15 protein-coding genes are annotated in these 13,163 nt (G+C 75.9%); 8 read left to right on the top strand and 7 right to left on the bottom strand.

Annotated features, from left to right (window positions below):
* The first annotated feature begins 63 nt into the window (after positions 1-63).
* Both V9U69_RS11020 and rsrA read left to right on the top strand, forming a co-directional pair.
* Positions 64-819, top strand: coding sequence for a sigma-70 family RNA polymerase sigma factor (locus tag V9U69_RS11020; RefSeq protein WP_442907727.1), 756 nt, complete (start codon positions 64-66; stop codon positions 817-819).
* Positions 816-1,100 (top strand): mycothiol system anti-sigma-R factor, encoded by a 285-nt coding sequence (gene rsrA / locus V9U69_RS11015; protein WP_337061862.1) that lies wholly within the window; start codon positions 816-818, stop codon positions 1,098-1,100. Before V9U69_RS11020 ends, rsrA begins: the two co-directional genes overlap by 4 nt.
* A gap of 66 nt (positions 1,101-1,166) precedes the next feature.
* Here rsrA and V9U69_RS19325 read toward each other — a convergent pair whose 3' ends face one another.
* A complete protein-coding gene (locus tag V9U69_RS19325; protein WP_099052597.1) occupies positions 1,167-1,241 on the bottom strand; it encodes a 50S ribosomal protein bL37 in 75 nt (24 codons plus the stop codon).
* Between the two features lie 102 nt (positions 1,242-1,343).
* Between V9U69_RS19325 and V9U69_RS11010 the strand changes: the two genes are divergently transcribed.
* Positions 1,344-2,474, top strand: a complete 1,131-nt coding sequence (locus tag V9U69_RS11010; protein WP_442907731.1) for a type IV pilus twitching motility protein PilT — start codon at positions 1,344-1,346, stop codon at positions 2,472-2,474.
* 57 nt (positions 2,475-2,531) lie between these two features.
* Here V9U69_RS11010 and V9U69_RS11005 read toward each other — a convergent pair whose 3' ends face one another.
* A complete protein-coding gene (locus V9U69_RS11005) occupies positions 2,532-2,738 on the bottom strand; it encodes a hypothetical protein (protein WP_337061860.1) in 207 nt (68 codons plus the stop codon).
* Between the two features lie 100 nt (positions 2,739-2,838).
* On the opposite strand from V9U69_RS11005, the gene V9U69_RS11000 reads away from it, so the two are divergent.
* Positions 2,839-3,894: a GlxA family transcriptional regulator gene (locus V9U69_RS11000; protein ID WP_337061859.1), complete on the top strand. Its 1,056-nt coding sequence runs from the start codon at positions 2,839-2,841 to the stop codon at positions 3,892-3,894.
* Positions 3,891-4,802, top strand: a complete 912-nt coding sequence (locus V9U69_RS10995; RefSeq protein WP_337061858.1) for a YihY/virulence factor BrkB family protein — start codon at positions 3,891-3,893, stop codon at positions 4,800-4,802. The genes V9U69_RS11000 and V9U69_RS10995 overlap by 4 nt, the downstream gene beginning before the upstream one ends.
* Positions 4,803-4,850: 48 nt before the next feature.
* Here the strand turns inward: V9U69_RS10995 and V9U69_RS10990 are convergent, their stop codons facing one another.
* Positions 4,851-6,965, bottom strand: coding sequence for a methyl-accepting chemotaxis protein (locus tag V9U69_RS10990; protein ID WP_337061857.1), 2,115 nt, complete (start codon positions 6,963-6,965; stop codon positions 4,851-4,853).
* 78 nt (positions 6,966-7,043) lie between these two features.
* Positions 7,044-7,562, bottom strand: a complete 519-nt coding sequence (locus tag V9U69_RS10985) for a DinB family protein (protein ID WP_337061856.1) — start codon at positions 7,560-7,562, stop codon at positions 7,044-7,046.
* A gap of 98 nt (positions 7,563-7,660) precedes the next feature.
* On the opposite strand from V9U69_RS10985, the gene V9U69_RS10980 reads away from it, so the two are divergent.
* From V9U69_RS10980 to V9U69_RS10970, 3 genes are all read left to right on the top strand, one after another.
* Positions 7,661-8,452 (top strand): MOSC domain-containing protein, encoded by a 792-nt coding sequence (locus V9U69_RS10980; protein ID WP_337061855.1) that lies wholly within the window; start codon positions 7,661-7,663, stop codon positions 8,450-8,452.
* A complete protein-coding gene (locus V9U69_RS10975) occupies positions 8,445-9,440 on the top strand; it encodes a PDR/VanB family oxidoreductase (RefSeq protein ID WP_337061854.1) in 996 nt (331 codons plus the stop codon). Before V9U69_RS10980 ends, V9U69_RS10975 begins: the two co-directional genes overlap by 8 nt.
* 65 nt (positions 9,441-9,505) lie before the next feature.
* Positions 9,506-10,261 (top strand): GAF and ANTAR domain-containing protein, encoded by a 756-nt coding sequence (locus V9U69_RS10970; protein ID WP_337061853.1) that lies wholly within the window; start codon positions 9,506-9,508, stop codon positions 10,259-10,261.
* Between the two features lie 18 nt (positions 10,262-10,279).
* Here the strand turns inward: V9U69_RS10970 and V9U69_RS10965 are convergent, their stop codons facing one another.
* The 3 genes from V9U69_RS10965 to V9U69_RS10955 are packed head-to-tail and all read right to left on the bottom strand — an operon-like array spanning position 10,280 to position 12,953.
* A complete protein-coding gene (locus tag V9U69_RS10965; protein ID WP_337061852.1) occupies positions 10,280-11,068 on the bottom strand; it encodes an amino acid ABC transporter ATP-binding protein in 789 nt (262 codons plus the stop codon).
* Entirely contained in the window at positions 11,065-12,033 is a 969-nt protein-coding gene (locus tag V9U69_RS10960; protein WP_337061850.1) for an amino acid ABC transporter permease, read from the bottom strand. Before V9U69_RS10960 ends, V9U69_RS10965 begins: the two co-directional genes overlap by 4 nt.
* Complete coding sequence (locus V9U69_RS10955; RefSeq protein ID WP_337061848.1) at positions 12,030-12,953, bottom strand: ABC transporter substrate-binding protein; 924 nt, start codon at positions 12,951-12,953, stop codon at positions 12,030-12,032. Before V9U69_RS10955 ends, V9U69_RS10960 begins: the two co-directional genes overlap by 4 nt.
* Positions 12,954-13,163 lie beyond the last annotated feature (210 nt).

Below are 13,163 nucleotides of genomic sequence, written 5' to 3'. Positions count from 1 at the left end.
CGGGCGGCCCGGTCCGCGCGCCGTCGGCGGAATGGGCCCGTCGCGGGGGGCGTTGTGGCGGGCATGCTGGTGGTAGAGACGGCCGGTGCCCGCACCGGGCCCCGCCGCTCGGCGGGCCCCCCGGGCCGCCGGGACGAGCGGCGTCCGACGGGCGTGCTGAGCGCCCGGCGCGGTGAGGGCCTAGGCTCGAACCCGATGACCGAACAGACCTCGAGGGCACCCTCGGAGGAGACCGCGGACGAGCGGGCCGCGCGCTTCGAGCGCGACGCGCTGCCCTTCCTCGACCAGCTCTACTCCGCGGCGCTGCGCATGACGCGCAACCCCTCCGACGCCGAGGACCTCGTCCAGGACGCCTTCGCCAAGGCATACGCGGCGTTCCACCAGTACGCGCCGGGCACGAACCTGAAGGCCTGGCTGTACCGGATCCTGACGAACACGTACATCAACACGTACCGCAAGAAGCAGCGCGAGCCGCAGCAGTCGCACTCGGACGAGATCGAGGACTGGCAGCTGGCGCGGGCGGAGTCGCACACCTCCTCCGGGCTGCGCTCGGCGGAGACCGAGGCGCTCGACCACCTGCCGGACACCGACGTCAAGCGCGCGCTGCAGCAGGTGCCGGAGGACTTCCGCATGGCGGTGTACCTCGCCGACGTGGAGGGCTTCGCCTACAAGCAGATCGCCGAGATCATGGGCACCCCCATCGGGACCGTGATGTCGCGCTTGCACCGGGGCCGGCGCCAGCTGCGCGAACTGCTGCGCGACTACGCCGTGGACCGGGGCGTGTCCGGTGCCGTGCGGGAGACCGAGGGGGCGTCGTGAGCGGGCTGGAGGAGCCGGGGCGCGCCGCCGTCCCGCTGACGCAGGAGTGCCGGGAGGTCCTCGAGCGGGCGTTCGAGTACCTGGACGGCGAGATGGCCGACCTGGACTGCGAGCGCCTGAAGGTCCACCTGGCCGAGTGCGCCAGCTGCGTGGCGCAGCTGGCCGAGGACGAGAAGCTCAAGCGGGCCATCCGGGAGGGGTGCCCGTGCGAGACGGCGCCGACGCAGCTGCGGGCGCGCATCCTCGTGCACATCACCGAGGTGAGCGCCGTGGCGCGCTGAGCGCCCGGACGTGACGAGGGGCCCCGGACCGTGCGGTCCGGGGCCCCTCGTCGTTCGCGCGCCCGCTCAGGCGTTGGGGCGCTTGCCGTGGTTCGCGGCGTTGCCCTTGCGCGAGCGGCGCTTGCGGCCTCGCTTGCTCATGAGCTGCTCCTCCCTGTCGAGATCTCCGGTGCCCATCGTCCCACGGGGTGACGGGTGCTCAAGGTCGGGCGCGGCCCGCCCGATGCGGGCTGGGTGACGATCGTGGAGAGCACCCCGGCAGCCGGCGCGCGCGGAGCGGCCCTGGACGGTGCCGAACCGCTCATCACGCCCTACCTGCGGGCCCTGGTGGAGCTGCGCGGCTCCGACCTGCACTGCAAGGCGGGCTCGCCGCCGCGGGTGCGCATCGACGGCAGGCTGCGCCAGCTGCAGGCGCCGGCGCTGACGGCCGACGACACCGAGGAGATGCTGCGGCAGATCCTGCGGCCGGACCTGGTGGAGGAGTTCGCGCGCACGAACGAGGCGGACTTCGCGCACAGCCTGCCCGGCGGTGGTGGCCGCTTCCGCGTCAACGCGTTCCGCCAGCGCGGCGCGGTGGGCCTGGTGCTGCGCCGGGTGGCGGCGAAGGCGGTGCCGCTGTCGGGGCTGGGGGTGCCGGCGGTGCTGGAGCAGCTGGCCCTGGAGCACCGCGGCCTGCTGCTGGTGACCGGACCCACGGGCTCGGGCAAGACCACGACGCTGGCCGGGATGATCGACCACGTCAACGCGGTGCGCGAGAGCCACATCGTGACGATCGAGGACCCCATCGAGATCCTGCACGAGGACAACCGCTCGATCGTCAGCCAGCGCGAGGTGCGCCTGGACACGGCGGACTTCGGCAGCGCGCTGCGCGCCGCGATGCGCCAGGACCCGGACGTGATCCTGGTGGGGGAGATGCGCGACACGGAGACGGTGAAGGCGGCGCTGTCGGCGGCGGAGACCGGTCACCTCGTCATGTCCACGCTGCACACCATCGACGCGGCGGAGACGGTCTCGCGCATCATCGACTTCTTCCCCCCGCACGAGCAGAAGCAGGTGCGCCTGGCGCTGGCGGGGTCGCTGCGCGGCATCGTGTGCCAGCGCCTGGTGCCGCGCGCGGACGGGCGCGGCCGGTGCGTGGTCATGGAGGTGTGCGTGAACACCGGGCGCATCGCGGACGCGATCGCCGACCCGGACAAGACCCACCTGATCACCGACCTGATCCGCGAGGGCGGGTACTACCGGATGCAGACCTTCGACCAGCACCTGGTGGAGCTGGTGCGCGACGGGGTCGTCACGCTGGAGGACGCGCAGCAGGCGGCGAGCAGCCCGCACGACCTGGGGGTGGAGCTGCGGCGCCTGGGTCTGGTGACCTGACGCCGCCGCCCCACCGGTGCGCTGCCGCGCCCGCGCACGCGCCGGGGCGTCGCGCCGTCAGCGCCGCACCAGCGCGCCGGAGCCGCCGCGCGGTGCGGGCACCCGGGGGCGCTCGGTGCCGCCCGGGCCGCTGGGACCCTGCGGGCCGTCCGGTCCGGTGGAGGGGTCGCCGGCGCGGCCGAGGGCGGTGAGGTGCCAGTGCAGCGGGCCCAGCGCGGGCGGGACGACGAGGACGGTGAGCCAGAACCAGTCGGAGAACGTCACGGTGTGAGCGTGCCCGCGCGCGCCCGGGCCGCCGAGTGGCAGCTCTGCCGACGTTCGTCGTCATCCTGCCAACTCCGCCGGGCACTGGCAGACTCCCCGCGTGGACTCCCTGCGCTCGGTCGCCGCGGTCGTCGGCGAGGACTTCTCCACCTTCGAGTTCGCCATCGGCTGCGAGGTGTTCGGCATCGACCGCACCGGCGACGGCGTGCCCGCCTTCGAGTTCTCGGTGTGCGCCCCCGGCGGGGAGCCGGTGCGCTCCGCGCAGGGCTTCACCCTGACCCCCGACCACGGCCTGGACCCGGTGGACGAGGCCGACCTCGTCCTCGTCGGCCCCTCGGTGGGGCTGCGCGGGCCGGACGCCGCCGTCCTCACCCCGCACCTGGACGCGGCCCTGGCGCGCGGCGCGACCGTCGCCAGCCTGTGCAGCGGCGCCTTCACCCTGGCCCGCGGCGGCTACCTCGACGGCCGGCGGGCCACCACGCACCACCGCTACGCCGCGCAGCTGGCCCGGGAGTTCCCCGCCGTCCAGGTGGTGCCCGACGTCCTCTACGTGCAGGACGGGCCGATCGCCACCAGCGCCGGCACCGCCGCCGGCATCGACCTGTGCCTGCACCTGGTGCGCGAGGCCCACGGCACCGCCGTCGCCACCGCGATCGCCCGGCGCATGGTGGTGCCCCCGCACCGCGACGGCGGGCAGGCGCAGTACGTGGAGGCGCCGGTGCGCCCGTGCGCGGACGAGTCCCTGCAGCGCGCCCTGACGTGGGCGGCGGCCCACCTGGACGAGGAGCTCGACATCGCCCGCTGGGCGCGCTCGGCCGCCATGTCGCCGCGCACCTTCGCGCGCCGCTTCCGCGCCGAGACCGGCGTCACCCCGCACCGCTGGCTGCTGGAGCAGCGCGTCGCCGCCGCTCGGCTGCTGCTGGAGGACGGCGACGAGGGCGTCGACGAGGTCGCCCGCCGGTGCGGCTTCTCCTCCGCGGCGATGCTGCGCCAGCACTTCCTGCGCCTGGTGGGCACCACCCCCACCGCCTACCGCCGCGCCTACCGGGGGGCGCGCGAGCCGCGCGCCGCGCCGCTGAGCGTGCCCGCGGCCGCGCCGGCCAGGACCCCGACGCCCCGCCGGGCGCTCGCGCGGCCCGTCCCGGCCGGCGCGTGAGCGCCCCCGGCGCGGGACGGGGCCGGTGGGTGCGGCTGCGCTCGCTGTTCGCCGACGTCCGCACCCGCCTGCACGGCCACGACCTGTTCCTCGTCTCGGCCGGTGTCACGTTCTACGCCGCGATCGCCCTGGTGCCCTCGCTCGTCGTGGCGGTGCGGCTGCTGGCCGTGCTCCTGGGGCCCGAGCGCGTCGTCGAGCTCGGCGACGCCGTCGGGCGCGCCCTGCCCGACGCGCAGGGCGCCGGGCGGGTCGTCGGCGACCTGGTGCGCACGGCCGTGGACGTCGGCTGGCTGGCGGTGCTGGTGGCGCTGGTGCCGGCGACCGTGTACGGGGAGGGGCTGCGCCGCGGCTTCGCGCGCGTCAGCGTCCGCCACCCGGAGCCGCCGCCGGCGCCGGTGCGCGGGCGGGCCGGGGGGTGGCGGGTGCGGTTGCGCGCCGCGCCGCTGGTGCTGCTGGCGCCGGTGGGCTTCCTCGCGGTGCTGGAGGTGGCCCCGTTCCTGGACGGGTGGTTCGGCGACGGCGGCCCCCGCACCGCGGTGGCGGTGTACGTCGCCCTCAACGTGGACTGGCTCGTGGTCTCCCCGGTGCTGGTGTACGTCTACCGGGTGCTGGGCCCGGTGCGGCCCGGCTGGTGGGCGACGCTGTGGGGCGCCTACGGCACGGGGGCGTTCGTCTCCGGCTTCCTGCAGGGCTTCGTGCTCTTCCTGGCCATCCCGGTGGACCTGGGGGCCCCGTTCGGCGGCTACGCGCAGGTGGGCGGTGCCGTCGCGGTGTGCCTGTGGCTGTGGGTGCTGACCGCGCTGACCGTGTACGGCTACGCGCTCACGCTGGAGCTGGACCGGCGCCGCTCGTCCGTGCCGGGGCAGGCGTCCCGCCCCGCGGCGCGCCGGGCGCACCTGCCGGGCTGAACCGCCCGGCGGGTGCGCGCGGGAGCGCCGCTCGCGCTCGGAGGGCGCTCAGAGGGTGAACTGCCGCGTGACCGCGTCCAGGTCCGAGGCCACCTGCGTCAGCTCGCAGACCGCCGTGCGCACCGAGGCGGCCTGCTCGGTGGTGCCGGCCACCGAGCCCGCCGCCGTGGACAGGGCCCCGGCGATGCCGCCCGAGCCGGCGGCCGCCGCGCGCAGCGTCTCGCCGATGGAGGTGGTCGTGGCCAGCTGCTCGGCGACCGCGGAGGCGATGGTGGCCTGCTGCGCGTCGATGTGCGCGATCGTGCGGGAGATGGAGTCGATGTCGGCGCGCACCGCCGCCGCCTCCGTCTGCACGGCCGTCAGGGTCGGGGCGATCTCCTCGGTGGCCTGCGCCGTCTGGCGCGCCAGCTCCTTGACCTCCTCGGCGACGACGGCGAACCCGGAGCCGGCCTCCCCGGCGCGCGCGGCCTCGATGGTGGCGTTCAGGGCCAGCAGGTTCGTCTGCCCCGCGATCGCGGTGATCGTGCGCAGCACGTCGGCGATCTGCTGCGAGGAGCCGCCGAGGCGCTCGACGGTGCCCGTGGCGGCCTGCGCCAGCTGCACGGCCTCGCCGGCCACGACCGTCACGCCGCTGGTGGTGGCGGAGACCTCGTCGGCGGCCGCGCGCAGCTGCTCGACGGCCTCGGCGACGTCCCGCACGCCCTCGGAGACGCCACCGGCGTCCCCGGCGACCTGCGCGATCTCCGCGGAGGTGCTGTCGGCGGTGCCGGCCAGCTGAGCGCTGGCGCTCTCCAGGCCCGCGGCCGTGCCGGACAGGCGGCCCGCGCCCCGGCTCATGGCCGTCAGCGCCTCGCGCATGCCGGCCACCGCGGCGTCCAGCGCGCGGCCCATCTCGCCGATCTCGTCGGCGCCGTCGTCGTGCGCGGTGCCGGCCGCGGACAGGTCCCGGTCGGCCACCCGGCGCAGCACCGCGGTCAGGCGGGTGATGCGCCCGACGATGCGGCGCACCAGCACGGCCACCAGCACCCCCAGGACGGCGGCGAGCGCCAGGCCGGCCAGGACGTTGTCGCGCACCAGCGCGGTGCGCTCGGCGGCGATGCGGTCGGTGACGGCCGCGGTGTCCGCCTCCGGCAGCCAGCTGGTGACCACCCAGTCGTAGGCGGCGTAGCGGGAGACGCCCACGGTCTGCGGGCCGGAGGGCAGCTCGACGGTCGTCGTGGTGAACCCGCCGTCGGGCAGGTCCGCGGCCAGCGCCAGCAGGCGCTCCACGTACGGCTCGCCGTCGGCGTCGCGCGCGTCGAGCATCGCGTCGCCGTCGGCGGCCCCGTCGGGGGCGACCACGGCGGTGCCGCGCACGGCGGCGGCGCTGGAGAAGACGGCGTACTGGCCGGTGCGGCCCACGGTGGCCTCGGCCAGCCGCGTGCGCAGGTCCTCGGTGACGTCGGCCTGGGGCAGCCCGACGAACACCGCGCCGGCGACCTCGCCGTCGATGAGCAGCGGCTCGTACACGGTCACGTACGGCTGGTCGGCGACGACGGCGGTGCCGTGGTACGTCTCCCCGGCCAGCAGCGAGGCCACGACCGGGGTGGCGCTGCCGTCCTCCTTCACCGCGGGGATGTACGTGCCGATGTTGCGCTTGCCGTTCGCGCCGACCACGGTCGTGGCCACCCGCAGCATGTCGCCGGCCTCGTTGACGCGCTGGAACACGGTGACCGGGGCGCCGGTCAGGGCGGCCACGGCGTCCACCGCCGGCACGGTCTGGCCCGGGTCGGTCACCTGGCCCAGCGAGGTGCTGCCGAACAGCAGCTGCGGCACGGTTACCTGCACGGACTCCTTGGTGACCTGGTTCGTGGCCGTCCAGGTGGTGCTGCCCTCCAGGCGCGGTGCGCCCAGCGCCAGCAGCCGCTCGTCGGTGGCGCGCAGGTCGCCGTCGAGCATGTCCTGCACGGCCGCGGACTGGGTGGCGACGGTCGCCAGCACCTGCCCGCCGGCGTCGCGCAGGGACTGCTCGGACATGGCGCGCACGTCGCCGGAGGTGGCGTCGGCGAGGTCGCCGACCTGCCGGGCGGTCAAGGCGCTGAGCAGGCCGGCGGTGACCACGACGGCCCCCACGCCGGGGATCAGGATCTGCGAGCGCAGGGAGCGGGGACGGAGGGATCGCACGGCCCCCCATCGGCGGGCGCGAGCGGGACCTTCGTCCCGCGCGCCCGGAAGTTCGCCCGGGTCACCGCCGGGGGGTGCTCACGCGCCGGGGCGGTCCCCGGTGCGGCCGTCGAGCAGCTCGCGCAGCACGTCGGCGTGCCCGGCGTGGCGGGCGGTCTCCTCGACCATGTGCACCAGCACCCAGCGCAGCGAGACCGCCTCGCCGCCGCGGGTGGTGCCGCGGTCGGTGAGCTTCAGCTCGGAGACCACGGCGTCGGAGGCGGCGCGGGCCCGCGCGTAGTACGCGAGCACGCCCTCGGTGGTCTCCCACGGGTGGATGCGCCACTCCGCGTGCGGGTCCTCGGCCAGGGCCTCGTCGGGCACCTCCTCGTTCGCCCGCCCGAACGTGCGCCCGAACCAGCCGTGCTCGACGGAGGCCAGGTGCTTGGCGATGCCGAGCAGCGACGTGCCCGACGGCACCAGGGACCGGCGCAGCCGCTCGTCGTCGAGGTCCTCCAGCTTCCACAGCACGGCTTGGCGCTGCCGCTCCAGGGCGGCGACCAGGACCCGCTTCTCGCCGGCCGTCATCTCACCCGTCGTGCTCGCGAGGCTCGTCACGGTCAGCAGGGTAGTGGTGGGGCGCCGCGCGCGGCCGGGGCGCGGGGAGCCGGGAGCCGGCGGGCGGGGCGAGCGGGCCCGGTCGCTACCGTGGCGCCGTGACGACGCGGGGGAGCTCGAGGGGCCGGGTGGAGGCGCTGCACGTCTACCCGGTCAAGGGCCTGAGCCCGCAACCGCTGCGCGAGGTGGAGCTGAGCGCCGGGCGCGCGTTCCCCTTCGACCGGTGGTTCGCGCTGGCCCGGCCCGGTGGCGAGTACGCGCCCGGTGCGCGCCGCGGCATCTCCAAGCGGCAGTTCTTCGTCCTCGTCGACGAGGCGCGCCTCGCCGGCCTGACCACCCGGCTGGAGGCCGCCACGGGCGCGTTCACCGTCGCCGTGCGCGGGCACGAGGTGCTGCGCGCGGACCTGCGCACCGGCGAGGGCGTGCAGCGCGTCCTGGAGCTGTTCGCCCGCGTGCTGGACCTGCCGCCGGGCGAGCTGCCGGTGTGGGCGCACGAGGAGGGGCGCCGCTTCACCGACACCGCCCCCGGCGGCGACCGCGCGATGGAGCTCGTCTCCGTCCTCAACCTCGCCTCCGTGCGCGACCTGGAGCAGCGCACCGGCGCGCCGGTGGACCCGCTGCGCTTCCGCGCCAACGTGCACGTCGACGGCCTGCCCGCCTTCGCCGAGCAGGACCTGCTGGGCGCCGAGTTCGACCTGGGCGGGGTGCGGGTGCGCGGGGAGAAGCCCACGGTGCGCTGCGCCGCCACCGAGGTCGACCCCGCCACCGGCCGCCGCGACCTGCCCGTGCCGCAGCTGCTGGAGCGCGCGTACGGCCACCAGGTCATGGGCCTGTACGTCGAGGTCGTCACCGGCGGCACGCTGGCCGTGGGCGGTGGGGTGCGTGCCTGAGGACCTGCGGCTGCGGGTGGTCGAGACGGAGGACCTCACCGCGTCGGTGCGCCGCTTCGTGCTCGCCGACCCCGCCGGTGCGGCGCTGCCCGGCTACCGCAGCGGCGCGCACGTCGCCGTCACCACCCCCGCCGGGCACCGGCGCAGCTACAGCCTCGTCGAGCCCGGCTCGCGCGCCCCGCAGCGGTACGTGCTGTGCGTGCGCCGCGACACCGCCGGGCGCGGCGGGTCGGTGAGCATGCACGACGACGTCGCCGTCGGTGACGAGCTCGCCGTGTCCGAACCCGCCAACGCCTTCCCGCTGCGCCGGGCGCGGCGCTACCTGTTCATCGCCGGCGGCATCGGCATCACGCCCGTGCGCTCCATGGTGGCCGAGCTGCGCGCGCGCGGCGGCGCGGACGTCACCGTGCTGTACCTGACGCGCAGCCCGGCGGAGACGGTGTTCCTCGACGAGTTCGGCGCCGACGGTTCCGTGGTGCACCACAGCGCCGTGCACGGCCGCCTGGACCTGTGGCCGTACCTGGCCGAGCCGGACGACGACACCCGCGTGTACTGCTGCGGCCCCACCGGGCTGGTGGAGGAGGTCCTGGCGCTGACCGCGCACTGGCGGCCCAGCCGCGTGCACGTGGAGGACTTCGCCGGCGTCGACCCGCTCGGCGGGCGCCGGCTGCCGTTCACCGCCGTGTGGGCGCCGACGGGGGAGCGCGTGGACGTCGGCGAGGACAGCACGCTGCTGACCGCGCTGGGGCGCGCCGGGATCGCCGTGGACGCCTCCTGCGCCTCCGGGACCTGCGGCACGTGCCGGCTGCGCCTGCTGGCCGGGGAGGCGGAGCACCGCGACCTGGTCCTCACCGAGGCCGAGCGGGCGGCGTTCGTGATGCCGTGCGTGTCCCGGGCGCGCTCGCCGGAGCTCGTGGTGGGGCCCGTGGACCCGGTCGGCCCCGGTGGCGCGGTGCCCGGTGCCGCCGGTGCCGGGGACCTCCACTAGGGTCTGGTCGACCGGTTCAAGCAAGAGCCTCGTACCCGATCGGTGGGAGGCCAGCGTTGACGTCGGTGACCGACCCGACGACCCCGCAGCAGGAGGTCGCCGCCCTCGCGGACGCCGCGGAGGCGCTCTCCACCGCGGTCGGCCGCGCCCACGAGGTGGCGCAGGTCGGCGAGGCCGTCGTGCGGACCTTCCTGGCGGTGCTGCCCGGTCTGCGCGGCGCCAGCGTGACCGTCCGCCGCGGCCCGCGCGCCACCACCGTCGCCAGCTCGGGGGACGTGCCCCTGCGCGGCGACGAGCTGCAGTACGCCGCCGGTGCCGGCCCGTGCCTGGAGGCCATCGCCTCCGGCCGCCCCGTGCACGTGGCCGACGTGGGCGCGGACGAGCGCTGGCCGCACGTGGTGCGCCGCTTCGCGGACCTGGGGGTGGGCAGCGTCCTGTCGGCGCCGCTGGTGCCGGCGCAGGACCTGGAGTGGGCGGCGGGCGTGAACGTGTACGCCGTCCCGGGAGGGCTGCCCGCCGCGCACCGCGCCCGGGCCGACGTCCTGGTGGCCGTCGCGGCGGGAGCCGTCTCGGCGTTCGCGCACCGGCAGCGGGCGGACCACCTCGCCGAGGCCGTCGCCTCCAACCGCGACATCGGCGCCGCCGTGGGTGTCCTCATGGCGCTGCGGAAGATCACCCGCGAGGAGGCCATGGCCGACCTGCGCCGGGTCTCGCAGCACGCCAACCGCAAGCTGCGCGACGTGGCGGCCGAGGTCCTGGAGACCGGTGAGCTGGGCGAGCCGCCGGCGGGGACGGGCGCGGGGCGGCCGGTCCCGCGCTGAGCCGCCCCGCACCCGCCGTCAGCCGTCGTCGCGCACGCGCGCCAGGAACGTGCGGGTGCGCTCGTGGCGGGGGCTGCCGATGACGTCGGCGGGGGCCCCGCGCTCGACGACGACACCGCCGTCCATGAAGACCACCTGGTCGGCGACCTCGCGGGCGAACGCCACCTCGTGCGTCACCACGACCATCGTGGTGCCGTCCGCGGCGAGCTCGCGCATCACCGCCAGCACCTCCCCGACGAGCTCGGGGTCCAGCGCGGACGTCGGCTCGTCGAACAGCATCAGCTTCGGCCGCATCGCCAGCGCCCGGGCGATCGCCACGCGCTGCTGCTGCCCGCCGGACAGCTGCGCCGGGTAGCTGTGCACCCGGTCGGCCAGGCCGACGCGCTCCAGCAGCGCCAGCGCCCGCTCGCGCGCCTGCGCCTTCGCGACCCCGCGCACCCGCACGGGCGCCTCGACGACGTTCTCCAGGGCCGTCATGTGCGGGAACAGGTTGAAGCGCTGGAACACCATGCCGATGTCGCGGCGCTGCTCGGCCAGGCGCCGGTCCGTCAGCCGGTGCAGCCGGCCGCCGCGCTCCTCCAGGCCGATGAGCTCGCCGTCGACGCGGATGCGGCCGCCGTCGATGCGCTCCAGGGCGTTGAGGCAGCGCAGGAACGTCGTCTTGCCCGAACCGGAGGGCCCCAGCAGGCACACGACCTCCCCGGCGTGGACGTCGAGGTCCACGCCGCGCAGCACCTCCACGTGCCCGAAGGACTTGTGGACGTTCACCGCCCGCACGAGCGGCTCGCCGGCCGCGCGGGCGCTCACTTCTGCGCCCCCGGCCCGACGGCGACACCCGCGGCCGCCGTCCTCGCGCCGGGACCCCGGCCGAACCCGCGGCCGAAGCGCCGCTCCAGGAAGTGCTGGCCGACCATCAGCACGCTGGTCAGGACCAGGTAGTAGATCACCGCGGCGGCCAGCGCGGGCAGCACCTGGTACGTGCGGCCGCTGATGAGGGTGACCTGGTAGAAGAGCTCCACGGTCACCGGCAGGGCGCTCAGCAGCGAGGTGTCCTTCACCATCGCGATGACCTCGTTGCCGGTCGGCGGCACGATGACGCGCATCGCCTGCGGCAGGACGATCCGGCGCATCACCTGCCGCTGCGTCATGCCCAGCGCGGCGGCCGCCTCGTGCTGGCCGCGGTCCACGCTGAGCAGCCCGGCGCGCGCGATCTCCGCCATGTACGCGGCCTCGGACAGCCCCAGCGCCAGCACGCCGCCGGCGTACCCGCCGAGCCAGGCGTACACCGTCGCCTGGTCCACGCTGAAGAACCGCAGCTCCGGCGTGCCGAGGACGTCGGTGAGCAGGAAGTCGAACGGCACGCCCAGCGAGAGCCCGTCCGCGAACAGGGCCCCCAGGGTGCCGGTGAGGAACAGCAGCACGTACCGGGGCACCGAGCGGAAGAACCACGTGTAGACCCACGCGGAGCCCGACAGCAGCGGGTTGTCCGACAGGCGCGCGATCGCCAGCAGGACGCCGACGACGACGGCGATGACCATGGCCAGCACCGTCATCAGGAGGGTGCCCAGCAGCAGGCCGCGGATGACCGCCGTCTGGTTCATCACCTCCAGGGTGAAGGCCCAGTCGAACGCCGGGCTGGTCACCAGCAGGTGCGCGAGCATCGCCACGAGCACCGCGATGACCGCCAGCGCCACCCACCGCCACGGGTGGCGCACCTCCACCGCGTCGATCCGCCCCGGCCGGGCGTCCTCGACGGGACCGCGCCCGCTCACTGCGCCGGGTTCACCGGGAACTCGTCCACGGCGCCCTCCTGGGCGCCCCACGCCTCGATCGCGGCGTCGTAGGCGCCCTCCTCGGCGAGCGCCCGCAGCGCCTGCGAGATCGCCTCGGCGGTCTGCGTCTGCTCCTTCGGCACCACGACGCCGTAGGGCGCGGCGTCGTAGACGTCGCCGACCAGCTCGATCCCCTCGCTCTGCTGCACGGCGTACCCCACGACGGGGGAGTCGGCCAGCACGGCCTGCACGCGGCCCTGCACGAGCGCCGCGGTGGCGTCCTGCTGCGAGTCGAAGGGCACCACGTCGATGGCGGGCTGCCCGGCGTCGGCGCACTCCTGCTGGCGCGCGGGCAGGTCCACGTCGGCCTGCACGGTGCCGTTCTGGACGGCCACGGTCGCGCCGCACGGGTTCTGCGGGTCGATCCCGTCGGGGTTGCCCTCGCGCACCGCCCACTGGGTGCCGGCGTTGAAGTACTGGACCATGTTCACCTGCTGCAGCCGCTCGGGGTTCACGGTGAACGAGGAGATCGCGGCGTCGTAGCGGTTGCCCTGCACACCGGTGATGAGGGTGTCGAACCCGGCGTTCTGGTACTCCGCCTCGACCCCCAGCTTGGCCGCCACGGCGTCCATGAGGTCGATGTCCATGCCGACGACCTCGCCGTCGCGCAGGAACTCGTTGGGCGCGTACTCGGCGTTGGTGCCCACGCGCAGGACCCCGGAGTCCTGCACGGACTGCGGCAGCATCGCGGTCAGCGCGGGGTCGGCGGTGACCTCGACCGCCGCGGCGGACGTCGACGCCGGGGAGGAGGGCTCGGCACCGGACAGGGAGTCGGACCCGCACCCGGCCAGCGCCAGGGCACCGAGCGCGAACGTGCCGGCCGCGCCGAGCAGGGACCTGCGGGGGGTGCTGAGGAGCACGGGACGTACCTCCGGAGTCGTGGTGAGCCAGGACAGTGTGGACCACCGCGCGGGGTGCGAACGCACGGCGGTGCGTGCGCAGGGGGTTCGTTACGCGGATGTCACACGCCGGTGCCGCCGCGTGCCCGGCCGGTCGCGCGCCGCTGCGGCGAGGCCGCGGTTCCGGGAGCCGCGGTGTCGGGGGCCGTGGTGTCGGGGGGCTGCGGCACC

Source organism: Kineococcus sp. G2 (genome assembly GCF_037154035.1).
Lineage (GTDB): Bacteria > Actinomycetota > Actinomycetes > Actinomycetales > Kineococcaceae > Kineococcus.
The sequence above is the reverse complement of the archived record's forward strand: the minus strand, read 5'-3'. Positions and strand labels throughout refer to the sequence as shown.

Coding starts and splice junctions, on each gene's coding strand:
- V9U69_RS11020 (WP_442907727.1), top strand. CDS start 64: ATGCTGGTGGTAGAGACGGCCGGTGCCCGCACCGGGCCCCGCCGCTCG.